The organism is Streptomyces sp. NPDC002889, from assembly GCF_042888425.1.
Lineage (GTDB): Bacteria > Actinomycetota > Actinomycetes > Streptomycetales > Streptomycetaceae > Streptomyces.
In genome coordinates this window covers 155,529-177,606 of sequence record NZ_JBIAPT010000003.1, presented here as the reverse complement: position 1 = coordinate 177,606, position 22,078 = coordinate 155,529, and the positions used below count along the sequence as shown (strand labels likewise).

Annotated in this window: 19 protein-coding genes; 11 read left to right on the top strand and 8 right to left on the bottom strand. The window is 72.1% G+C overall.

Translation table 11 applies throughout. The annotated features are described in order from the left end of the window. Positions 1–9 precede the first annotated feature (9 nt). From ACFYWI_RS05805 to ACFYWI_RS05790, 4 genes are all read left to right on the top strand, one after another. Positions 10–2,913, top strand: coding sequence for a DEAD/DEAH box helicase (locus ACFYWI_RS05805; protein WP_389226291.1), 2,904 nt, complete (start codon positions 10–12; stop codon positions 2,911–2,913). Then, a complete protein-coding gene (locus ACFYWI_RS05800; RefSeq protein WP_389225676.1) occupies positions 2,910–4,241 on the top strand; it encodes an SWIM zinc finger family protein in 1,332 nt (443 codons plus the stop codon). Before ACFYWI_RS05805 ends, ACFYWI_RS05800 begins: the two co-directional genes overlap by 4 nt. A gap of 343 nt (positions 4,242–4,584) precedes the next feature. After that, entirely contained in the window at positions 4,585–4,743 is a 159-nt protein-coding gene (locus ACFYWI_RS05795; protein WP_389225674.1) for a hypothetical protein, read from the top strand. Between the two features lie 295 nt (positions 4,744–5,038). Then, positions 5,039–5,746: a chaplin gene (locus tag ACFYWI_RS05790; RefSeq protein WP_389225671.1), complete on the top strand. Its 708-nt coding sequence runs from the start codon at positions 5,039–5,041 to the stop codon at positions 5,744–5,746. 28 nt (positions 5,747–5,774) lie between these two features. Here the strand turns inward: ACFYWI_RS05790 and ACFYWI_RS05785 are convergent, their stop codons facing one another. Together ACFYWI_RS05785 and ACFYWI_RS05780 are read right to left on the bottom strand one after the other, a co-directional pair. Further along, positions 5,775–6,434 (bottom strand): DUF2293 domain-containing protein, encoded by a 660-nt coding sequence (locus ACFYWI_RS05785; protein ID WP_389225668.1) that lies wholly within the window; start codon positions 6,432–6,434, stop codon positions 5,775–5,777. A gap of 19 nt (positions 6,435–6,453) precedes the next feature. Next, positions 6,454–6,912 carry a hypothetical protein gene (locus ACFYWI_RS05780; protein WP_389225665.1) on the bottom strand — a complete coding sequence of 153 codons (459 nt, stop codon included), beginning with the start codon at positions 6,910–6,912 and terminating at the stop codon, positions 6,454–6,456. Between the two features lie 68 nt (positions 6,913–6,980). Here ACFYWI_RS05780 and ACFYWI_RS05775 point away from each other — a divergent pair, with 68 nt between their 5' ends. Continuing rightward, a complete protein-coding gene (locus tag ACFYWI_RS05775; protein ID WP_389225662.1) occupies positions 6,981–7,712 on the top strand; it encodes a hypothetical protein in 732 nt (243 codons plus the stop codon). 412 nt (positions 7,713–8,124) lie between these two features. Here the strand turns inward: ACFYWI_RS05775 and ACFYWI_RS05770 are convergent, their stop codons facing one another. After that, positions 8,125–9,336, bottom strand: coding sequence for a pyridoxal phosphate-dependent aminotransferase (locus tag ACFYWI_RS05770; RefSeq protein WP_389225659.1), 1,212 nt, complete (start codon positions 9,334–9,336; stop codon positions 8,125–8,127). 86 nt (positions 9,337–9,422) lie between these two features. Here ACFYWI_RS05770 and ACFYWI_RS05765 point away from each other — a divergent pair, with 86 nt between their 5' ends. Next, the gene (locus ACFYWI_RS05765) at positions 9,423–10,061 is read left to right on the top strand and encodes a winged helix-turn-helix transcriptional regulator (RefSeq protein ID WP_389225656.1); all 639 of its coding nucleotides are present in this window, start codon (positions 9,423–9,425) and stop codon (positions 10,059–10,061) included. A gap of 103 nt (positions 10,062–10,164) precedes the next feature. Then, positions 10,165–10,803, top strand: a complete 639-nt coding sequence (locus ACFYWI_RS05760) for a uridine kinase (protein ID WP_389225653.1) — start codon at positions 10,165–10,167, stop codon at positions 10,801–10,803. 10 nt (positions 10,804–10,813) lie between these two features. Here the strand turns inward: ACFYWI_RS05760 and ACFYWI_RS05755 are convergent, their stop codons facing one another. The 5 genes from ACFYWI_RS05755 to ACFYWI_RS05735 form a co-directional block, all read right to left on the bottom strand. Then, the gene (locus ACFYWI_RS05755) at positions 10,814–11,698 is read right to left on the bottom strand and encodes a carbohydrate kinase family protein (RefSeq protein WP_389225650.1); all 885 of its coding nucleotides are present in this window, start codon (positions 11,696–11,698) and stop codon (positions 10,814–10,816) included. Next, complete coding sequence (locus tag ACFYWI_RS05750; protein WP_389225647.1) at positions 11,695–12,600, bottom strand: pseudouridine-5'-phosphate glycosidase; 906 nt, start codon at positions 12,598–12,600, stop codon at positions 11,695–11,697. Before ACFYWI_RS05750 ends, ACFYWI_RS05755 begins: the two co-directional genes overlap by 4 nt. Before the next feature lie 296 nt (positions 12,601–12,896). Continuing rightward, complete coding sequence (locus tag ACFYWI_RS05745) at positions 12,897–14,171, bottom strand: MFS transporter (RefSeq protein ID WP_389225644.1); 1,275 nt, start codon at positions 14,169–14,171, stop codon at positions 12,897–12,899. Positions 14,172–14,260: 89 nt separating this feature from the next. Then, positions 14,261–14,791, bottom strand: a complete 531-nt coding sequence (locus ACFYWI_RS05740; RefSeq protein ID WP_389225641.1) for a methylated-DNA--[protein]-cysteine S-methyltransferase — start codon at positions 14,789–14,791, stop codon at positions 14,261–14,263. After that, positions 14,788–15,750, bottom strand: coding sequence for a glycerophosphodiester phosphodiesterase (locus tag ACFYWI_RS05735; RefSeq protein WP_389225638.1), 963 nt, complete (start codon positions 15,748–15,750; stop codon positions 14,788–14,790). The genes ACFYWI_RS05740 and ACFYWI_RS05735 overlap by 4 nt, the downstream gene beginning before the upstream one ends. A gap of 261 nt (positions 15,751–16,011) precedes the next feature. Between ACFYWI_RS05735 and ACFYWI_RS05730 the strand changes: the two genes are divergently transcribed. The 4 genes from ACFYWI_RS05730 (at position 16,012) to ACFYWI_RS05715 (ending at position 21,947) form a co-directional block, all read left to right on the top strand. Then, positions 16,012–16,887 carry an MHYT domain-containing protein gene (locus tag ACFYWI_RS05730; protein ID WP_389225635.1) on the top strand — a complete coding sequence of 292 codons (876 nt, stop codon included), beginning with the start codon at positions 16,012–16,014 and terminating at the stop codon, positions 16,885–16,887. An 81-nt stretch (positions 16,888–16,968) separates the two neighbouring features. Further along, a complete protein-coding gene (uvrB, locus tag ACFYWI_RS05725) occupies positions 16,969–19,086 on the top strand; it encodes an excinuclease ABC subunit UvrB (RefSeq protein ID WP_389225632.1) in 2,118 nt (705 codons plus the stop codon). A gap of 132 nt (positions 19,087–19,218) precedes the next feature. After that, positions 19,219–19,797 carry a TerD family protein gene (locus ACFYWI_RS05720; protein WP_389225629.1) on the top strand — a complete coding sequence of 193 codons (579 nt, stop codon included), beginning with the start codon at positions 19,219–19,221 and terminating at the stop codon, positions 19,795–19,797. Between the two features lie 155 nt (positions 19,798–19,952). Then, positions 19,953–21,947, top strand: coding sequence for a TerD family protein (locus ACFYWI_RS05715; protein WP_389225626.1), 1,995 nt, complete (start codon positions 19,953–19,955; stop codon positions 21,945–21,947). The last annotated feature ends 131 nt before the right edge of the window (positions 21,948–22,078 follow it).

Genomic DNA, 22,078 nt, shown 5'->3' with positions numbered 1-22,078 from the left:
CTGTTGAGCGTGGAAGCGAGCCGTCCGGCGCATCCGCTGCGCGCCTGCGCCGCGGTCTTCGTGCCGGCCGATCTGCCCCGCCAAGGCCGGGTCGCCTTCTGGGCCCCGGACGGCGGCCCGCTGCCGGGCCCGGACGGCGGCCCGCTCCCGGGCCCGGCCGACGCCGTGACCGGTGCGCCGGGCCGGCCCGGCGCCGGGACGGGCGAGCTCACCGTGGTCAGGCGGCACGGAACCGGGGTGCGCGGCCGCAGCGTGCCCGCCGTCCTGCTGCCGGTCGGCGACGCACTGCCGCTGCTCGCCCGAGCCCGTCACGATCCGGCCGCGCACCCGGCGGCCGCCTGCTGGGGCGCCGCCGCTCTGCACGCCCTCCATCTGGTGGCCCGGGGCCGACTGCTGCCGGGCCTGACCGCCGGAGACCACGACGCATGGCGGGCCGGGCCGCTGGACGCGGACGACATCGCCCAGCTGCGCGCCATCGCGGCCGCCATGCCCTACGAAGCGCATGCCGTTCCCGTCCCCGGGCTGCGACCCCTGCGGCTGCCCGACCCCGAGGCCCTGGTCCGCGCGTTCTTCGACGCGGTCGCCGACAGCCTGCCGCGTACCCCCGCGGCCGCGCACGCCGCGGGGGCGCCGTTCGCGGCCGTCGCCGCGCAGCATCTTCCGGCCGCGCGTGAGTGGGCCGCCGAGGCCGCCGCCGGGATGGACGCGGGGGTGCGGGTCTCCCTGCGCCTGGACCTGTCCGCCTTCGAGCTCTTCGACACGGCCCAGGAGGACGGGGCGCAGCGCAGTGCCGGGGCGGCCCTGGTCCAGGTGCACAGTCTCGCCGACCCGACGCTCGTGATGGACGCCACGCGGCTGTGGGCGGGCGACGGCGACGAGCACTTCGGTCCGCGCGCCCGGATCGACGCCGTACTGGCGCTGCGCCGCGCCGCCCGGGTCTGGCCGCCGCTGGCCCGCCTGCTGGAGCGGGACGTGCCGGATGTGCTGCCGTTGACCGAGGACGAGCTGTACGAGCTGCTGGGGCCCGGCGCCGCCCGTCTGGACGCGGCGGGCGTGGCCGTCCACTGGCCCAAGGAGCTGGCGCGTACGCTCACGGCCGCCGCCGTCGTACGGTCCGCGCCCGGCTCGGCGACCGACGGCACGCCGTTCTTCGACAGCGATCAACTGCTCAAGTTCAACTGGCAGTTGGCGTTGGACGGCGATCCGCTCACCGAGCGGGAGATGGACGCACTGGCCGAGTCGCACCGCCCCGTCGTGCGGCTGCGCGACCAGTGGGTCGTGGTCGACCCCGACCTCGTACGCAAGGCGCGCAAGCGCGAGCTGGGGCTGCTCGAGCCCGTCGACGCGCTGGCCGTGGCGCTGACCGGGACCGCCGAGGTGGACGGCGAGACCGTGCAGGCGGTGCCGACCGGGGCGCTGGAGAGCCTGCGCGACCGCCTCACCGCCGCGGCCGCTCCCGTTGAGGCCCCGCCGGGCCTGGACGCCACGCTGCGTGACTACCAGCTGCGCGGTCTGGCCTGGCTCGACCTGATGACCGGCCTCGGGCTCGGCGGCTGTCTCGCCGACGACATGGGTCTCGGCAAGACGATCACCGTGATCGCCCTCCATCTGCGCCGGGCACGCAGGGCGCCGACGCTCGTCGTCTGCCCGGCCTCCCTGCTCGGCAACTGGCAGCGGGAGATCGCCCGGTTCGCCCCCGGGGTGCCGGTGCGCCGTTTCCACGGCGCCGACCGCACCCTGCCCGAGCCCGCCGACCTGGCCGGTGACGGAGCAGACGCCGGATTCGTACTGACCACCTACGGCACCATGCGCTCCGGCGCGGAGCGGCTGGCCGCACACACCTGGGGCATGGTCGTCGCGGACGAGGCACAGCATGTGAAGAATCCGTTCTCGGCGACCGCCAAGGCCCTGCGCACCATCCCGACCCCCGCCCGCGTCGCCCTCACCGGCACCCCCGTGGAGAACAACCTCTCCGAGCTCTGGGCGCTGCTCGACTGGACGACGCCGGGTCTGCTCGGGCCGCTCAAGGCCTTCCGCGCACGTCACGCACGCCTGGTCGAGAACGGGGAGGACCAGGACGCGGCCCAGCGGCTGGCCCGGCTGGTCCGCCCCTTCCTGCTGCGCCGCAGGAAGTCCGATCCGGGCATCGTGCCGGAGCTGCCCCCGAAGACGGAGTCCGACCATCCCGTCGCGCTCACCCGCGAGCAGGCGTCCCTGTACGAAGCGGTCGTGCGGGAGACGATGGCGGCGATCGAGGGTGCGCAGGGCATCGCGCGCCGTGGCCTGGTGATGAAGCTGCTGACCTCCCTCAAACAGATCTGCAACCACCCGGCACAGTTCCTCAAGGAGTACGGGCCACAGGGCCCGACCTCCCGTCTCGTCGGCCGCTCCGGCAAGCTCGCGCTCCTCGACGAGCTGCTCGAGACGATCCTGTCCGAGGACGGCTCCGTCCTGATCTTCACCCAGTACGTGTCCATGGCCAGACTGCTGTCCGCCCATCTCGCATCCCGCGCGATCCCCGGCCAGCTCCTGCACGGCGGCACCCCGGTGGCCGAGCGCGAGCGCATGGTCGACCGCTTCCAGTCCGGCGAGATCCCGGTGTTCATCCTCTCCCTCAAGGCCGCCGGCACCGGACTGAACCTCACCAGGGCCGGACATGTCGTCCACTACGACCGCTGGTGGAACCCGGCGGTCGAGGAACAGGCGACCGACCGGGCCTACCGCATCGGCCAGACCCAGCCCGTGCAGGTCCACCGGCTGGTGGCGGAGGGGACGGTGGAGGACCGCATCGCCGACATGCTCGCCGCCAAGCGGGCGCTGGCGGACTCGGTGCTGGGCTCGGGCGAGGCGGCCCTGACCGAGCTGACCGACCGGGAGCTGGCCGACCTCGTCTCGCTGCGGAGGTCCTCATGAACCGGCCCGACCGGCCCCGTCCGGGTGCCACCCGGCCCGGGGCCCGCCCCGGCCCGCGTTCCGGGTCCCTGCCCGGGCACGACGACCACCGGCGTACATTCCCCGCCCTTGAGCCGCTCGCCGGCGAGGAGGCCGCCGCCACCTGGTGGGGCAACGCCTGGGTGGACGCGCTGGAGGACATGGCACTCGACCGGGCCCGGCTGTCCCGCGGCCGCGCCTACGCCCGTGGTGGGAACGTCGCGTCCATCACCGTCACACCCGGCCGCGTCATGGCCTACGTCCAGGGAAGCCGGCCGCGCCCGTACCGCACGGAGATCCGCCTGCACACCCTCTCCGACGACGACTGGGACGACTTCCTGGCCGCGGCGGCGGCCCGTCCCGACCACATCGCGGCGCTGCTCGACAAGGACGTGCCGCACGGGCTGGCGGCCGCCGTCGATCTGCTGCCCGCGCCCGGCGACCTGATCCCCGACTGCTCCTGCCCGGACGACGGTTACCCCTGCAAGCATGTGGCGGCGCTCTGTTACCAGACGGCCCGGCTGCTGGACGAGGACCCTTTCGTGCTCTTCCTGATGCGCGGCATGGGCGAGCGGGAGATCCTCGCCGCGCTGGCCCGCCGCAACGCCACACGGTCGGCCGCCGAGCGATCCGTCACCGCCGGCGCCGCTCCCCTGGCGACCGTCCTCGCCCGCGACGCGGTCACCGCACAGGTGCGGCCGGCCCTGCCGCCCCCGCTCCGGGCCCCCCACCGCGCCGGGCGACCGCCGTCGTATCCGGACGCGCCCGGCGCACCCGACCCGCTCGCCCTGGACCTGCTCGCGGGCGAGGCCGCCGCGCGCGCCCACACCCTCCTGACCACCGGCCGGGACCCCGTCGCCCAGCTGACGCAGTGGCAGGACGCGGTCCGGCTGGCCGCCGCGCACCCCGGCTCCGGGCTGACCGCGTCCACCCGGGCCCTCTACCGCGACCTCGCGGCAGCCTCCGGCCGCACCTCCATCGACCTGTCCCGCGCCGTCGCGGCCTGGCGGCAGGGCGGCCTCGCGGCCCTCGCGGTACTCGAAGAGCCGTGGGATCCGCCCGCCGGGCCCTTCGACCGGGCCCGACCCGCGCTCATCGCCGCCGACTTCCCGCCCTTCCGCCCCTGGCGCAACCAGCTCTCCACCCTCCCCCAGCCTTCGGCCGGGGGTGCCCCCATGCTCCAGCTGCGCTTCGGCCGCGACGGCCTCTGGTACGGCTACGAGTCGGACCCGGACCGGGAGGACTGGTGGCCGCGGGGCACCCCTGACACCGACCCGGTGGGCGCGCTCACCACACTGGTCGGCGGCTGACCGAGCTTCCCCGACAGCCCCGCAACCTCGGCGAAGAAGGCTTTGCGGAAGCCGAGTCGGTAGCACGGTGACAGCGGGAGCGCCGGCGCCGGCCCAGCGGATGGTCACGGAGCCGGGACCTCGGCGCGCGGGCGCGTGGTGCGCTTCTTCCCGCGCAGGAGTGCCGACCCCGAGGCGGTCGGAGGGGAACCGGACACCGCCGACTGGGAGTTGGTCGACGCCCAGCAGTCCGCCGACATGCAGACGGCGGCCGACATTCAGGCCGAACGGCGCTTCCTGTTGCGCCGTACCCTGCAGGCCCGACCCGCAGGCGGCGGCCGAACCGCACATCCTGCTCGACTAGTTGTCCCCCGACGCGCCCGTACGGCGGGTGACCGAGGTCCATGAGACCCACAGCACCATCACCGTCCGGATCAGCCGGCACCGCACGGTGATCCGGACGCCCGCGGTCGGGGACATCCACTGCGGCGGCCGGTCCGGGCTGCGCCGTTGTGCCGCGTGAGAGAAACGTCCTGGCGCCCCCTCGGACGTACGGACGACCGTGGACGGCGGCTGGGTCCCCCTGCGGAGCCGCGGTTGCCCGTTCTCGACGTGCCCGCCATCGCCGCCGAACTCGCCGAACTGCTCTCCGAGCCGGTCGCTCGCGTCATAGCAGCACATTCGGGACCACGACGGCTCGTTCGACTTTTCGCACACCCGATGAGGTGAATGGCGCTCACGCCAGAACCTGGAAGGCCCCGTGACGTTATTCCGGTGCGGGCGAGTGTCCCGAGAATTTCTCCTGAAGGCAGGGATCAATGAGGCAGGTTCACCGAAAGGGCCTGGCCACCGTGATGCTCACGGGTGGCGCGCTGGCCATGGCAACGGGCTACGCGCACGCGAACTCGAACGCGGATGGCGCCGCGTCCGATTCACCGGGAGTGCTGTCCGGCAATACGGTGCAGCTTCCGGTGAACGTTCCGGTCAACGTGTGCGGCAACACCGCCAACGTCGTCGGAGTGCTGAACCCGGCGGTCGGCAACCAATGCGCCAACGGCTCGGGCGCGGGCGCCGGCTCCAACAGCGGCAGCGCCGCGAACGGGGGCACGGCGGGCAGCAGCACAGCGGGGTCCGCATCCAACGGCGGCGGCGCCACGGCCGACGGCGGAGCGTCCAACTCCCCGGGCGTCCTGTCCGGCAACAGCGTCCAGCTGCCGATCGACGTGCCGGTCAACGTCAGCGGCAACTCGGTCAACGTCGTCGGCATCGGCAACCCCGCCACCGGCAACACGTCGGCGAACGTCCCGGGCAAGCCGCCTGCCGCGGCGCCTGCCACGCCGCCGAAGGCCGCACATCCGCCGAAGTCCGCCACGGACGACGAGGGGCCCCTTTCGTCCGGCGGGTCCCTCGCCCACACCGGCAGCGACCAGCTGGCGTTCGCCGTTCCGGCGGGTGCCACCCTGCTGCTCGGCGGCCTGGTGCTCTACCGTCGCTTCCGGCCGGCGCAGGAGTCGGCGCGCGTCTGACGGCGGGGGAGACCTGCCGGGACATGGCCTAGGCACGCCAGGACGCCAGCACCGCCTCGATCTCCGGCGCCACCCGTGCCCGCGCCTCGTGGCGCTCGACTCCTGCCATCAGCAGGCTGTCGTACGGGGTGTCGAGATGCCGGACGGAAGCCCGCACCGCGGCGGCCACCGCTCCCTCGTCCAAGGAGCGGCCCGCCGCCGTGCGGCCCACCCGGCCACTGCCACGCACCGAGGCATGCGCGGCGACCGCGGCTGCCCGCCCGGCCGGGCAGCCGGGAAACAGCCGCCGGATCTCGGCGGTCAGTGCGGCGGTGAAACGAACGTCCTCGGCCGCGCGGCGCAGAGCGTCCCGCTCCCGGCGGCGGGCCCGGACCTCGGCATCGGCGAGGCACGCAGACTCGGCGCGGGCGAGGGCCTCTTCCTCGACCAGCAGCCCCTGGCGCTCGTAGCGCCTGCGTCGCCGGTTGAAGCGGACCACGACCGCGCACAGGGAACTCGCTTCGCGGGCGCGGCGGGTGAGGGCAGCGGAGCCCCGTGGCAGATAGACGAGATGACCGAGATCCGCGCAGTCCAGACAGACCGGGGCATTGAACTCGAGCACATGCAGCGCGAGTGGCCCCCGACGGCACTCCGCGCAGTGTCTGCCCTTCAGCGGCTCGACGACCACCAGGTCCACACCCGCGCCCACGCCGGTCCTCCGATTCCCCTCAGCGCACCCCGGGCGCCGCGGCCCCGATGAACTCGGACAACGTCTCGCGGGCCTGCTCCGAGCGCTGTGCCCGGTCGTCCTCGTTCCGCGCCTCGTGCATGCAGTTGGTGACCTCGAAGGCGGATGCCGCAAGTTCCAGGGCCGCGGGATCGTCACAGACCAACTGCACGCGGATCAGCGCCTGATGGGCGCTGGAGCGCAGACGGTAGGAGTCGATACGGGACTGCTCCGCCACGGGGCTGCCCGGCGCGTCCTGCGCCCGGTGCCAGCGGTCGTTCTGGCCGCGCCGGTAGTCCACGAGCGCATCGGCGAACGAGCTGTACGCCGAGATCTTTTCCTGGCGCAGCTGTTCGGCGCGGGCGAGCGCGGCGCTGCGCTCGGCCGTCTGGCGTTGGAAGAAGTGGGTCGCCACCGAGCCGAGCAAGGTGCCTACGACCGCGATGACGGCTGTCCACATGATGCTGACTCCCGAGCTCTGAATAAATCGTTCGAGCAGTGCTGATCGGTGTTGATAACTTCATCCTCGTGGCGAAACTCAATCAGATCATCGCAGTGGAGAAGGGCGTCAAGTCCAAGGCGCATCAGGACCTTACGGCGGCGCATCACGGGCTGCAGAAGCCGGCGCTGCTCGCCGGTATCTCGCGTACGTACCAGCCCAAGGACGAGGAGGGCGAGCAGCTGCCGCCCGAGTCGACCAGGGTGCAGGTCAAGGCCGAGGATGTGCTGCGCGAGACGGCGAAGACCCTGACCAGGCTGTTCGATGTGACCGCCACGAAGGACTGGGCCAACTGCGCGGCGCGCGCCGATGTGAGCGTGGACGGGCGCGTGCTGGTGAGCGATGTGCCGGTCGCCTATCTGCTCTTCCTCGAGAAGCAGCTCACCGACATCAACACCTTTGTCCGCAAGCTTCCGGTGCTGGACGCCTCGGAGGCATGGACGCAGGACCCGTCGACCGACGCCTGGAAGACCGAGGCGGTGCGGACGCTGCGGACGAAGAAGGTGCCGCGCAACCATGTGAAGGCCGAGGCGACCGAGAAGCACCCGGCGCAGGTCGAGGTGTACTACGAGGACATCCCGGTGGGCTACTGGACCACCGTGAAGTTCTCCGGCGCGCTGCCCGCCCGCCGTGTGAACGAGCTTCTGGACCGCGTGGAGAAGCTCCAGCAGGCCGTGAAGTTCGCACGTGAGGAGGCGAACGGCGCGGAGGTCACCGACCAGCGGGTGGGTGACGCCGTGTTCGGCTACCTGTTCGGGTAGCCTCAATGACTCCCCGTCCGCCTGTGTGCGGGCGGGGTGCGCGAGGAGCGCAAGCTGAAACTGAAGCTTGTCGTGATCGTGCGGTTCCAGTGGAGGTTCGAATCCTCCCCGCGGCATTTCCCCTCTCGGGCCGCGGTAGCCCAAGTCGGTAGAGGCAGACCGCCGTCAATCTCAGACTATTGCTCCAGACTCAGCATTCGCCGCCGATCGCCGGATCGACCGGGCCCGGGCTCCGGACGTCGAATTGCCGGTTCAAGTCCGGCCCGCACAGCTCGATGTGCGGTGGTCCAAAGGCAGGACGCGACGACATCATGACTGACTCGGGCTCTCAAGCGTGCCGGCGTGCCACATGGGCGGCATCACAGGGCTCGGGGGCCGGCTACGCCCCCGGGCCCGCTCCCATGTCTCCAGGTCACTGCCGATAACCGCTCAGGAAGCGGCCGATGCGGCTGATCGCGGCGTCGAGGTCGTCGGCGTACGGGAGGGTCAGGATCCGGAAGTGGTCGGGGCGCGGCCAGTTGAAGCCGGTGCCCTGTACGACCTGGATCTTCTCGCGCAGCAGCAGATCCAGCACGAACTTCTCGTCGTCGTGGATCGGATGCACCTTCGGGTCGAGCCGCGGGAAGGCGTACAGCGCGCCCTTGGGCTTGACGCAGGAGACGCCGGGGATCTCGTTCAGCTTCTCCCAGGCGCGCTCGCGCTGCTCGTGGAGCCTGCCGCCGGGCGCGACCAGCTCCCGGATGGACTGGCGTCCGCCGAGCGCGGCCTGGATGGCGTACTGGGCGGGGGCGTTGGCGCACAGCCGCATCGAGGCGAGCATCGTCAGGCCCTCGATATAGCTGCGGGCGTGCTGCCTGGGCCCGGAGACGACGAGCCAGCCCGAGCGGAAGCCGGCGACGCGATACGTCTTGGACAGGCCGCTGAAGGTCAGCACGACCAGGTCCGGGGCGAGCGCGGCCGCGGTGTGGTGGACGGCGTCGTCGTACACGATCTGGTCGTAGATCTCGTCGGCGAACACCATCAGCTGGTGGCGGCGGGCGAGGTCCAGCATGCCCTCGACGATCTCCCGCGGATAGACCGCGCCGGTGGGGTTGTTGGGGTTGATGATCACGATGGCCTTCGTGCGGTCGGTGATCTTCGCCGTCATGTCGTCGAGGTCCGGGTACCAGTCGGACTCCTCGTCGCACAGGTAGTGCACCGCCCTGCCGCCGGCGAGTGTGGTCACGGCGGTCCACAGCGGGAAGTCCGGTGCAGGGATGAGGACTTCGTCGCCGTCCTCCAGCAGCGCCTGGACGGCCATGGAGACCAGCTCGGAGACGCCGTTGCCGAGGAAGACGTCGTCGACCGACACCTCGGGCAGGCCGAGTTCCTGGTAGCGCTGGGCGACCGCGCGGCGGGCCGAGAGGATGCCTCGCGAGTCGGTGTAGCCGTGGGCCTGCGGGAGCATCCGGATCATGTCCTGCACGATCTCCTCGGGCGCCTCGAAGCCGAAGAGCGCCGGGTTGCCGGTGTTGAGGCGCAGGACGCTGTGGCCCGCCTCCTCCAGCGCGTTGGCGTGCTCTATCACCGGACCGCGGATCTCGTAGCAGACCTCGCTGAGCTTGCTCGACTGCCGGAACTCCATGCCGTGGCCTCCCAGGACTGAATGACGTACTTGGTTTTACCAAGTGAGAGCTTGGAAAGTCCAACAACTTGTCTAGACTGCGTCGCATGCCCCGTCAGACTCGCCGCCGAAGCTATGACCAGTACTGCGCCGCCGCCCGCGCGCTCGACGCCGTCGGGGACCGCTGGACACTGCTTGTCGTCCGCGAGCTGCTGGCCGGCCCCCGCCGTTACACCGACCTCCACGCCGACCTGCCCGGCGTCAGCACGGACGTCCTGGCGTCGCGGCTGAAGGACATGGAACGGGACGGGCTGGCCACGCGCCGCCGGCTCCCGCCGCCCTCGGCCGCCACCGTGTACGAACTCACCCGACGGGGAGCCCGGTTGCTGCCCGTGCTCGCGGCACTGGCGGACTGGGGCGCGCCCGAGCTCGCCGAGCGCCGGCCCACCGACGCCGTGCGGGCGCACTGGTTCGCGATCCCGCTGCTGCGCGCACTGGACGCACCGCAGCGCACGGGCGTGGTGGAGGTGCGGCTCGACGAAGGCGTCTTCCACGTACGGCTGGGAAGCCCCGGCTACGGCGAGGGACCCGACTACGGCGACGGTCCGGCCGCCGCTCCGGACGCCTGCCTCACCCTCGACGCCGACACCTGTATCGCTCTGGGCAGCGGCGAGTTGGCGCTGGCCGACGGGGTGCGGGCCGGGCGCGTCAAGGTGGAGGGGGACGCGACCGTCCTCGGCCTCTGAGCGCTCCCCTGCGACTGCGGGTGCCTGACGGCACGAGGCGGGCCGGCCGGCCTCGCCGGTGACGACGAGGACGGCCCGGGGCCGGTCGGGCGATGATGGGCGTGTGCGACTCGAAGCGATCACCTGGGAGCGGCTGACCGAAGCCCTGGCCGACCGGGTCCTTCGGACCGAGGCCGAGGACGGCAGCCCCTGGCTGCGCATCGGAATCGACGGCGCACCCGCCGCTCGGCCCGGAGAGCTCGCCGACCGGGTCGCGGACGCGCTGCGGCTGCGCGGGCGCGGGGCGCTGGTGGCCGGTACGGAGGGGTTTCTGCGGCCCGCGTCGCTGCGGTACGAGTACGGGCGCGAGGACCCGGACTCGTACTACAGCGGCTGGTTCGACACGGGCGCGCTGTGGCGGGAGGTCTTCGCCCCGCTGGAGGCGGGAGGTACGGGGCGGGTGCTGCCCGACCTGTGGGACCCGGCGAGCGACCGCGCGACCCGTTCCCCGCACGTCGGACTCCCGCCCGGCGGAGCGCTGTTGCTGCACGGGCCGTTTCTGCTGGGGCACTGGTTCCCCTTCGACCTGACCGTGCATCTGCGCCTGTCACCCGACGCACTCGAGCGCCGCACGGACGAGCGGGAACGCTGGACGCTCCCCGCCTTCGCCCGCTACGAGCAGGAGGTCGGCCCGCAGGATGCGGCGGATGTGCTCGTACGGGCCGAGGATCCCCGCCACCCCGCATGGGGCGGCCTGCGCTGACCTGTGCCCCTCACGGCCGGCCGCCGATCACCGTCACCGCCTGCGCTCCGGCCAGGCAGCCCTCCTGCGCCGCCGTACGGGCGTCCGCCCCCGCCAGGCGGGCGGCGAGGAACGCCCCCGTGAACGCGTCGCCCGCGCCGGTCGTGTCCACCGCGTCGGTCGGGTGCGGCGCAATGCGCGCCGTGACCTGGCCGGACTCGGCCACCAGGGCGCCCTGGCCGCCGAGTGTCACCACGGTCAGCGGCACATGGCGGCTCAGCTTGGCCGCCGCGTCGGCCGGGTCCGGCAGTCCGGTGAGGAGCCGGGCCTCGTCCGCGTTGGGGAAGAGGGTGTCCGCACCCTCGAGGGCCGACAGCATGCGCTCGGTGCCCAGTTCGGCGATGAAGCCCGCCGAGGCGGGGTCCACGCTGACCGGGATGTTCCTCTCCCGCGCAGACTCCCTCGCCAGTGCGGCCACCGCCCGGCTGGTGTCCGAGAACAGGAGATAGCCGGACAGATGCAGTGCGCCGACTCCGTCCAGCAGCGAGGCGGACCAGTCGTCGGCTCCCAGGCGCAGCACCGCGCCGCTGTCGGTGAGAAACGTCCGCTCGGCGGTCGCGTCGACGAGCGCGATGACCGTGCCTGTGGGGGCGCCGTCGTCGGGCACGAGATGCGGGCGCACCCCGGCCTCCCGTAGCTGTTGCGCGTGCCAGGCCAGGTCGCCGTCACCGACCCGGGCGAGCAGCCGCACGTCCCGGCAGCCGTGATGGGCCGCCCAGCAGCCCACGTTGGCGCCGGCGCCGCCGGGCAGGATGCGGATACGGGCCGCAGTGTCCGTACCCCGCACGAGCGGTGTGCGGTGTCGCGCCACCACATCGGTGACGACGTCCCCGACGATGAGAAGGCCGCCCGTCATCCGTACGCCGCCGCGATCTGCGCCGCCAGCCGCACATTGCCGCGCACCGCCGCCAGATTTGCCTCCAGGGAGGCGCCTTCGGTGTGCCGCATCAGATGGTCGAGGAGGAAGGGGGTGACCGCCTGGCCGGTGATGCCCCGCTCCCGGCACGCGGCGAGGGCCTCGCCGAGGACCCGGTCGTGCAGTTGCGGATCCAACTGCTCCTCCCGCGGTACCGGGTTGGCGATGATCAGCGCGGACTCCGGGCCGCCCAGCGCCTCCTGGGCCCGGATCACCGCCGCCGCCTCCTGGGGCGTGCGGACCGTCCAGTCGACCGGCTCGCCGGACGAGGTCAGATAGAAGCCGGGGAAGCGGTCGGTGCCGTACCCGAGGACGCCGACTCCGAGCGTTTCGAGACGCTGCAAGGTGGCCGGTACGTCCAGGATCGACTTCACGCCCGCGCACACCACCGCGATCCGGGTCTGTGCGAGCAGCCCCAGATCCGCCGACTCGTCCTGCGTCTGGGTCCATTCGCGGTGCACACCGCCGAGCCCGCCGGTGGCGAACACCCGGATCCCGGCGCGCGCCGCCAAGAACGCCGTCGCCGACACGGTCGTCGCCCCGCTCACCCCGGCCGCAAGCGCCGGCGCAAGGTCGCGGTGACCGAGCTTGCGTATGTCGTCGTCCCCGGCGATCCGCTCCAACTGGCCTTTGTCCAGGCCGATATGGGCCTGTCCGTCCAGTACGGCGATGGTCGCGGGCACGGCGCCCCCGTCCCGTACCAGCGCCTGAAGCTCTTCGGCGACGGCCAGATTGCGCGGGCGCGGCAGCCCGTGCGCGATGATCGTCGACTCCAGGGCGACGACTGGGCGGCGTGCGGCCAGTGCTTCTCGTACTTCGTCGGTGATGTGGGTCAGCAGCATGTCCCCATCCCTGGCACGGGACCGGCGTGCCCAAACGTCCGCCGGACACCGCCAGGTCCGGACGCGGGCGGCCTCGCGGGGGAGGGCGGGCGGCACAGCACACCGCCGGGGCCCCTGTCGCGTCCTCGCCGGTCCTGGTCCGCCGGCGGCGAGAGCGGCCATGCGGTCCTCGTCGGCACGTGGCCGGGCGCGCCGGAGATCGGCACCGGGCGACAGATCACCGAATGCCTCATGCGGCCGGCTTCGGGGCCGCCGACGACAGACGCACGCAGCTGGGCGGGGCGCGGCTCCCCGTCTCAGTCCCGCTTCAGCGCCCGGCGGACCGTGAGCGCCGCCATCGGGATCAGCAGGCACGCGCCGATCAGGTTCAGCCGGCCGTAGCTCGCCTGGGCGACGATGAGGCCGGCCGCCGCGCCGCCGAGGCCCGCCGCGGTGTTGCTCGTCAGGTCCGACAGGCCCTGGACCGCCGCCCGGGCCGGCTGAGGCACGGAGTCGGTGAGCAGCGTCGAGCCGGCCACCAGGCCCGCCGACCAGCCCAGGCCCAGCAGGAACAGGCCGAACGCGGTCCGGGCGTGGCTCGGCCCGGCCGTGCCGGCCAGTACCGCGGCCGCGCAGAGCAGGCCCGCGGCCAGACCGATCACCGACAGTCGCCCGACGCGGTCCGCAAGCCAGCCCATCAGCGGCGAGAACGCGTACATGCCCGCGATATGGCCGCTGATCACCAGGCCGATCAGCTGGATGTCCGCGCCGTGGTGACTGAGTGCCACCGGGGTCATCGACATGATCGACACCATCGCGGTGTGCGAGACGGCGACCGTGACCAGAGCGAGCCGGGCCAGGGGCGAGTCGCGCACGGCCTTGACTCCGGCCCGCAGCGAGCGCCCCTGCGAGGAGCCGTCGGCCGGGGACAGGGCCCGGGCCGTCAGCAGCGGGTCGGGGCGCAGCAGGATCTGGACCAGTACCGCCGAGACGACGAATACCCCGGCCGCCCACAGGAACGGGCCCGCGGCCGCCGGAATGCCGAGACCGGACACGCTGCGGCCCGCGGGCGCCGCGATGTTGGGGCCGAGCACCGCTCCGATCGTGGTCGCCCAGACCACGGTGGAGATGGCCCGGCCGCGCCGTTCGGGCTCGGCGAGGTCGGCGGCGGCGAAGCGGGCCTGGAGGTTCGCCGACGAGGCTCCGCCGAACGCGGCCATGCCCACCAGCAGGAGCGGGAAACTGCCGACGACGGCGGCCACGACGACCACGCCCGCACCCAGCGCCCCGATCAGGTACGCGAGGACCAGCCCGGGGCGCCGGCCGCGGGCCGTCATCAGCGCGGCCAGCGGCATCGACAGCAGCGCGGTGCCGGCCACGGTCGCGGTCGGGGCCAGACCGGACAGCGCCTCGGTGCCGCTCACCTCCTGGGCCAGCACCGTGGCGAGCGCGACCCCGGTCGCGACACCGAGTCCGCCGAGGATCTGGCTCGCGATCAGAACGGCGTTGATCCGTCGGCGCAGCGCGGGCAGCCCGGTGGCCGTCACCGCAACGGCGCCGGGTATGTCAGGTGCGTCAGGGCTGATGGTCACTGGCGAAGTGTGCCAGCCCGTACTCCCGTACGAAACCGGCTTACGGGCGCATCGGACCGCCCCTCTGAGGTGGCGGCCGGGACCGTCCCTCAGAAGAGCGGCTGGGGCAGCACGCCTTCCAGTGCCAGCAGCTGCCGCTTGGTCTCCAGGCCGCCGCCGAACCCGCCGAGCCCCCCGGCCGTCTCCACCACCCGGTGGCACGGCACCACGACCGGCAGCGGATTGGACCCCATCGCCGCGCCCACCGCCTGCGCCGCACGCGGCTGGCCCACGCGGGCCGCCAGGTCCCCGTACCCGACCACCGTCCCGTAGGGCACGGTCTCCCGCAGCTCCCGCAGCACCTGGCGGTTGAAGCCGCCGGACAGCGACCAGTCCAGGACCAGGTCGAAATCCCGTCGGCCGCCCGCGAAGTACGCCGTGAGCTGGCGTATCGGTTCGGCCAGCAGCCCCGCCGGGTCCTCGGACCCCGCCCCGCCGAGACGGCCCGAAATCCGCTCGAGCGCCTTGTTCCGCACCGCCGCGTCGGCATGGAAGACCACGCTCACCAGACCCTCGTCGGTCGCGGCGAGCAGCAGCGGCCCGATGTCCGTGCCGATCGTGGTCCACTCGAAGCTGTTCATGCGGACCACGGTACGACCGGCCGCTGACAGTCCAGGGCCGGCCCCGGGGCCGGCCGGGCCGGTACCGGGACCGCGCAGCACCCGCCCAGTGCGTCCTGCACGACATCCGGGTTGTTGGTGATGATCCCGTCCACCCCGAACCCCGCCACGCGCACCGCGCCCGCCGCGTCGTTCACCGTCCAGGTGCTGACCCGCAGCGGCGTGCCGTGCGGGCTCTTGAGCGCGTGCACCGCGGCCACGTACTCGGCGTTCAGCGAGGTGTGCGACGGGTTGATCTGGTCCGTGAACGCCGCGTACGACGTCAGGTCCGCGACCGGCGGTGTACCGAGGAACCCGGTGATGATGTCGGGCCGCCGCGCGTGCACCGCCCGCACGCTGTGCGCGTCGAAGCTCTGGACGACCAGCCGCTGCCTGACATGCCACGGATCGAGCCAGCCCGCCTCGCCCAGCACCCGCAGGGTGTCCTGCTCGATGCCCGGGTAGAGCTCGGGCTTCTTGATCTCCAGGAGCAGCTTCTGGCCGTTGTCGTCGACCCGGTTCAGATACTCCTTGAGCGTCGGCACCCGGGCGCCCGCCCACTGGGCCCCGCGCCAGCTGCCCGCGTCGAGGGTCGTGATCTCCGCGGCGGTGAAGTTCCCGACCTTCCACGGGGCACGGTCGGGGAAGAGCTGTTCCACGTCGGTCGTCCGTGCGAGTGAATCGTCGTGCACGACGACGAGCTCGCCGTCCCTGGTGCGCTGGACGTCGTTCTCGACCCAGACGAAGCCCATCTCGTGGGCGAGGTCGACCGCCGCGAGGGTGTTCTCCGGGGCATAGGCGGACGCGCCGCGGTGGGCGATGACCTGCGGGCCGCAGAGCCGTGCGGCGGCCCGCTCGGTGCCCGTGGCGCCGCCGGGCACGAGCAGCGCGCTGCATCCGAGGGCGGTGGCGGCCAACGCTGCGACGGGGCGTGGGTACACGGGGATTCCTCACGTCGGCGGATCACGGACGGGCCGAGGGTGACAGCTGTCGGTCAACGAGTGACGGGGGAAGTATGGCCATAGCGTGAACGCACCCGCCCGGAACGCGATTCGTGTCAGACTCCGTGTCGACAAATCTCTGCTCAGACGTTTGCGTGGACCCTTGCGGGCCGTAGCCTCGCCCCGAACCGGACGTTCCATCAGGAGCCGCAAGGGATTACAGGGATCGCAGGGGATCACCCGGGACGAAGGGCATGGGTCATGCAGGGCACTGTGGACGGATTCAGCTACGGGCTGGTCACGCCCGTGGCGGCGTTTCTCATGGCATGCCTCGGCGGGGCGCTCGGCCTGCGCTGCACCACCAGGTCGCTGCGCAACGGAAACTCCTTCAAGCCGGGGTGGCTCGCCCTCGGCGCGACCGCCATAGGCTCCGGCATCTGGACGATGCATTTCATCGCGATGATGGGGTTCAGCGTCGAGGAGGCGGCGGTCGGCTACGACGGACCCACCACCTTCGCCAGCCTCGCCGTCGCCGTGGTCATGGTCGGCATCGGGATCTTCATCGTCGGATACCGGGGCGCGACCGGCATGGCACTCGTCACGGGCGGCACGATCACCGGACTCGGCGTCGCCTCCATGCACTACCTGGGGATGGCCGGCATGCGGCTGCAGGGGCGTCTCGAGTACGACACCCCGACCGTCGCGCTCTCCGTGGTGATCGCCGTCGTCGCCGCCACCCTGGCGCTGTGGGCCGCCGTATCGGTGCACGGCTTCCTGGCGAGCCTCGGCGCCAGCCTGGTCATGGGCGTCGCGGTCAGTGGCATGCACTACACGGGCATGGCCGCCGTCAGCGTCCATCTGCACGGTGCGGCCGGCTCCGGCCAGGGCGGTGACTCGGCCGCCGCGATCCTCGCGCCCGTGCTCGTCGGCCCCGCCGTCTTCCTGCTCCTCGCCGCGGTCGTGCTGATGTTCGACCCCCTGCTGGTCCTGGGCGAGCCCGACCGGCTGCGGCCGGGGGACCGTGCCCGGCCCGGGGTGCCCGCGCAACGGGAAAGGACGGCGTCGTACCCGAGGGCCGCCGCCTGGGCGGCCGGCCGCGGCCCGCGCCCCGGAAGCCGGGGCTCCGGCGACGCGTGAGCCCACCCCCGGCAGGCCCCGGGCACGGTTGTCCGAAGCCGTTCACCCCCGGTTGTCAGTGGTGGGTCGTACGGTTGTTGCATGCGGCCCGTTTCCAAGATCGAACGTACGGTGGCGCCCTTCGAGGTCGTCAGTCACTACCAGCCCAGCGGCGACCAGCCGACAGCCATCGCCGACCTGGAGCGGCGTATCCGCGCAGGTGAGAAGGATGTCGTCCTGCTCGGCGCGACCGGCACCGGCAAGTCGGCGACCACCGCCTGGATGATCGAGAAGCTTCAGCGACCCACCCTGGTGATGGCGCCGAACAAGACCCTGGCCGCCCAGCTGGCGAACGAATTCCGCGAGCTGCTGCCGAACAACGCGGTCGAGTACTTCGTCTCGTACTACGACTACTACCAGCCCGAGGCGTACGTCCCGCAGTCCGACACCTACATCGAGAAGGACTCCTCGATCAACGAGGAGGTGGAGCGCCTGCGCCACTCGGCGACGAACTCCCTGCTGACACGGCGGGACGTCGTCGTGGTCGCCTCCGTCTCGTGCATCTACGGTCTGGGCACGCCGCAGGAGTACGTCGACCGGATGACCCAGCTCAACGTCGGCGACGAGATCGACCGCGACCAGCTGCTGCGCCGCTTCGTCGACATGCAGTACACGCGCAACGACATGGCGTTCCAGCGCGGCACCTTCCGGGTCCGCGGCGACACCATCGAGATCATCCCGGTCTACGAGGAGCTCGCCGTCCGCATCGAGATGTTCGGCGACGAGATCGAGGCGCTGTCCACCCTCCACCCGCTCACCGGCGAGATCCTCAGCGAGGACCAGTCGCTGTACGTCTTCCCGGCCAGCCACTATGTGGCGGGCCCGGAGCGCATGGAGCGGGCGGTCAACGGCATCGAGACCGAGCTCGAGCAGCGTCTCGCCGAGCTGGACAAGCAGGGCAAGCTCCTGGAGTCCCAGCGGCTGCGCATGCGCACCACGTACGACATCGAGATGATGCGCCAGATCGGCTCGTGCTCCGGCATCGAGAACTACTCGATGCACTTCGACGACCGCCTGCCCGGCTCGCCGCCCAACACCCTCCTCGACTACTTCCCCGAGGACTTCCTGCTCGTCATCGACGAGTCCCACGTCACCGTGCCGCAGATCGGCGCGATGTACGAGGGCGACGCCTCCCGCAAGCGAACCCTGGTCGACCACGGCTTCCGGCTGCCTTCGGCGCTCGACAACCGCCCGCTGAAGTGGGAGGAGTTCCAGAAGCGGATCGGTCAGACCGTCTATCTGTCCGCCACTCCCGGCACCTACGAGCTCTCCCGCGGGGACGGCTTCGTGGAACAGATCATCCGTCCCACCGGCCTGATCGACCCCGAGGTCGTGGTCAAGCCCACCGAGGGCCAGATCGACGACCTCGTGCACGAGATCCGTCTGCGCGCGGAGAAGGACGAACGCGTCCTGGTCACCACCCTCACCAAGAAGATGGCCGAGGACCTGACGGACTACTTCCTGGAACTGGGCATCCAGGTCCGCTACTTGCACAGCGACGTCGACACCCTGCGGCGGGTCGAGCTGCTGCGCGAACTGCGCGCCGGCGAGTACGACGTCCTGGTCGGCATCAACCTGCTGCGCGAGGGCCTCGACCTGCCCGAGGTGTCGCTGGTGGCCATCCTCGACGCCGACAAGGAAGGCTTCCTGCGGTCCGGCACCTCGCTGATCCAGACGATCGGCCGCGCGGCGCGCAATGTCTCCGGCCAGGTCCATATGTACGCGGACAAGATCACCGCGGCGATGGAGAAGGCCATCGAGGAGACCAACCGCCGCCGCGAGAAGCAGATCGCCTACAACACCGAGAAGGGCATCGACCCTCAGCCGCTCCGTAAGAAGATCAACGACATCGTCGCCACCATCGCGCGCGAGGAGATCGACACCGAGGAGCTGCTCGGCTCCGGCTACCGCCAGGTCAGGGAGGGCAAGCCCGGCAAGGGCGCCAAGGCCCCGGTCCCGGCCCTGGGCGGCGCCGGCAAGAAGGGCGAGGTGCTGAGCAACCGTCCAGCGGCCGAACTGGCCGGGATCATCGAAGAGATGACAGAGCGGATGCGGGCCGCGGCCGCGGAGCTCCAGTTCGAGGTGGCCGCACGGCTGCGCGACGAGGTGAGCGAATTGAAGAAGGAACTGCGGCAGATGAAGGAGGCGGGGCTTGCCTGAGCACCGTGCACCTGGTGTGTTGCAAGACCGACACAAAAAACTGCCAACTCTGCTGCTCCGTTCGTGGGACTGCGTAGGGTGCTGAGCAACCGCACATATGGGCGGCAGCACATTCGAAGAAGGGGACAGCGCGTGACCGTCAACATGACCAAGGGTCAGGCCATCAGCCTGCAGAAGAGCGACGGGGGCACCCTCACCGCGGTGCGGATGGGGCTCGGCTGGCAGGCGGCCGCGCGCCGCGGTCTGTTCGGCTCGCGCACCCGCGAGATCGACCTCGACGCGTCGGCGGTGCTGTTCGCCGACAAGCAGCCGGTGGACGTGGTTTTCTTCCGCCACCTCGTCAGTGACGACGGCTCGGTCAAGCACACCGGTGACAACCTGGTCGGCGGTGCCGGCTCCGGCGGCGACGACGAGGCGATCCTCGTCGACCTGCAGCGGGTTCCGGTCCACATCGACCAGATCGTCTTCACGGTGAACTCCTTCACCGGCCAGACGTTCCAGGAGGTGCAGAACGCCTTCTGCCGCATCGTCGACGAGACCAACGGCCAGGAGCTCGCCCGCTACACGCTGGACGGCGGCGGCCAGTACACCGCGCAGATCATGGCGAAGGTGCACCGTGCCGGCGGTGGCTGGCAGATGACGGCCCTCGGCAACCCGGCCAACGGCCGTACGTTCCAGGACCTGATGCCGGCGATCCTGCCGCACCTGTAGGCACGGCCCGCACGGACGGACACGCAGCTCCCGGGGGCACGGCCGCCGGGAGCTGCACCGTGTACCACGCACTCGCACCACCGCGCACCGCCGTACCACGCACCACGCACCGCCAACGACGCACCGCAAGCGCACAGCACCGAGGGGACAGAGCGATGACGGCCGAGCTGGTCCAGGGGCAGAACCACCCCCTGCCCGACACCCGCCTGCAGATCCGGGTTTCGGCGGGCCATCCAGTCGTGGCCTGCGCCACCTGCTCCGACGCCGAGGGGGCCGTACGCGACGACGCGATCGCCCACCCCGGTGCGACCTCGCTCCCGGGGATCGACGTGCCCGGACAGGCCACGGAAGCGCCGCGGTTCACCGTCGACCTGGACGCGGTGCCCGATGCCGTTCACCAGCTGAATGTGCTGCTCGCGCTCCCCGAGGGAACCGGTGGACCGGTCCACTTCGGCGCCACCGCCGCACCCTTCGTCGCCGTCATGGGCCCGGACGGCGCCGAGCTGGCCAGCTTCACGATCACCGGACTGGACACCGAGACCGCGGTGGTGGCGGTCGAGCTGTACCGCCGCCAGGGCGCATGGAAGGTGCGGGCCGTAGGACAGGGATACGCGGGCGGACTCGCCGCGCTGCTGAGGGACCAGGGCATGGCCCAGGCCGACCTGATCGCGGCCGCCGTCCAGGAGACGGCAGCGCCCCGCGCGACCCGCACCGAACCGGCCAGGCTGCGTACGAGCGCCGGCGACGGCGCCCATGCCGGCCCCGCCGCCACGCCAGGGCCCGACCACTCGGCGCCGGACGCCACACTCGCCGACGGCCGCACGCTCCCGGAGGGCCTTTCGGTCGCCGGAGCGCAGGCCGCCACCGTCGGCGGCGCCACCGGGCCCCAGCAGAGCCCCACCCCGGACGCCCCGCAGACGCCCAGCGGCCCCATCAACTACGCGCACCCGCGCCGGCAGTCCGCCGCACCCCCGCCGCCGCCCCCGGTCCCGCAGCCCGGTGAAGGCGGCCGCCCGCCCGTGCCCGTGGCCGGCGACGCCACCGGCTGGTCCATGGAAGAGCGCCTGTACAACCAGGTCTGGGGCATGTTCGAGGACCTGGCCCGTAGCGTCGCGGCGTACCGCAGCGCCGTCGAATTCGCCGAGTCCCGCATGGAGCAGGAGCTCGACACGGTCCTGTCCGACCCGCGCAGCCGGATCGGCGGCGCGGGGGACGCCGCCCGCGAGGCCGCTCGCGCCAAGTGCGAGCAGCTGACCGACCAGGCGCGTCAGGTACTCGACCGCGATCTGGCCCAGCTCACCGCCGAGTCCGAGGTCGTCGAGCCCGCGCTGCCGCCCGCCTTCGCCCGCTGGGACAACCCCGCCTGGCACGCCTACCGGGTTCCCATGGAGACCCCCATGGCGCTGCGCATCGGTGACGTCCATCTGCCCGAGAGCCCCGAGCTGCGCATTCCCTGCCTGGTCCGGCTCCCGCTGGAACGCGGGCTGTGGGTCGACAGCGGACGGGGCGGTTCGGACGCCGCGATCACGATGGACGAGGCGCAACTGCGCCGGCTGGCCGTCGACAGCGCGGTCGCGCACGCGGCCAGGCTGCTCGCGGTGTACCCGCCCGGCGAGTTCTCGGTGCATGTCATCGACCCGGCGGGCTCGGCGGCCGCCTCGTTCGCCCCGTTGGTCGAGTCCGGGGTGCTCGCCGCGCCGCCGGCCGTCGGTGCCCAGGGCGTCACCGACGTACTGGGCAGGCTCACCCAGCGCGTGGACCTGGTGTCGATGGCGGTGCGCGGCGGCGCGGCCGACTCGCTGCCGCCCGGGTTCGACACCGGTGAGCACCTGTTGATCGTCAATGACTTCCCGCACGGCTTCGACGACCGCGCGGTCACGCAGCTGCGCTATCTCGCCGACGAGGGCCCGGCCGTCGGTGTCCATCTCCTGATGGTCGCCGACCGCGAGGACGCGAGCGCGTACGGCCCGGTGCTCGACCCGCTGTGGCGCTCCCTGCTGCGCCTCACTCCGGTTCCCGACGACCACCTGGCCGACCCCTGGGTGCGGCACGCCTGGACGTACGAGCCGCCGGCCGTGCCGCCGGGCAGTGCGGTGCTGCGTCAGGTTCTGAACCAGGTGACCGCCGCCCGCCGGTCCTGGGACCGTTGAGCCCCGCCCTTCCCCATCTCTCCGCTGACCTGCACATTTGAGGAGCGCTTTACCTCTACCTTTACCTTTCATGGGACTTCCCTGTATTGTCCTTTGCACGGAGGGGAGTACTCCCGACTCGCGACGTGCCC

Bases quoted from the DNA above. Each gene is read 5' to 3' on its own strand.
- ACFYWI_RS05790 (WP_389225671.1), top strand. From the start codon at position 5,039: ATGAGGCAGGTTCACCGAAAGGGCCTGGCCACCGTGATGCTCACGGGT.
- ACFYWI_RS05765 (WP_389225656.1), top strand. From the start codon at position 9,423: ATGCCCCGTCAGACTCGCCGCCGAAGCTATGACCAGTACTGCGCCGCC.
- ACFYWI_RS05800 (WP_389225676.1), top strand. From the start codon at position 2,910: ATGAACCGGCCCGACCGGCCCCGTCCGGGTGCCACCCGGCCCGGGGCC.
- ACFYWI_RS05740 (WP_389225641.1), bottom strand. From the start codon at position 14,791: ATGAACAGCTTCGAGTGGACCACGATCGGCACGGACATCGGGCCGCTG.
- ACFYWI_RS05755 (WP_389225650.1), bottom strand. From the start codon at position 11,698: ATGACGGGCGGCCTTCTCATCGTCGGGGACGTCGTCACCGATGTGGTG.
- ACFYWI_RS05730 (WP_389225635.1), top strand. From the start codon at position 16,012: ATGCAGGGCACTGTGGACGGATTCAGCTACGGGCTGGTCACGCCCGTG.
- ACFYWI_RS05770 (WP_389225659.1), bottom strand. From the start codon at position 9,336: ATGGAGTTCCGGCAGTCGAGCAAGCTCAGCGAGGTCTGCTACGAGATC.
- ACFYWI_RS05715 (WP_389225626.1), top strand. From the start codon at position 19,953: ATGACGGCCGAGCTGGTCCAGGGGCAGAACCACCCCCTGCCCGACACC.
- uvrB (WP_389225632.1), top strand. From the start codon at position 16,969: ATGCGGCCCGTTTCCAAGATCGAACGTACGGTGGCGCCCTTCGAGGTC.
- ACFYWI_RS05780 (WP_389225665.1), bottom strand. From the start codon at position 6,912: ATGTGGACAGCCGTCATCGCGGTCGTAGGCACCTTGCTCGGCTCGGTG.
- ACFYWI_RS05750 (WP_389225647.1), bottom strand. From the start codon at position 12,600: ATGCTGCTGACCCACATCACCGACGAAGTACGAGAAGCACTGGCCGCA.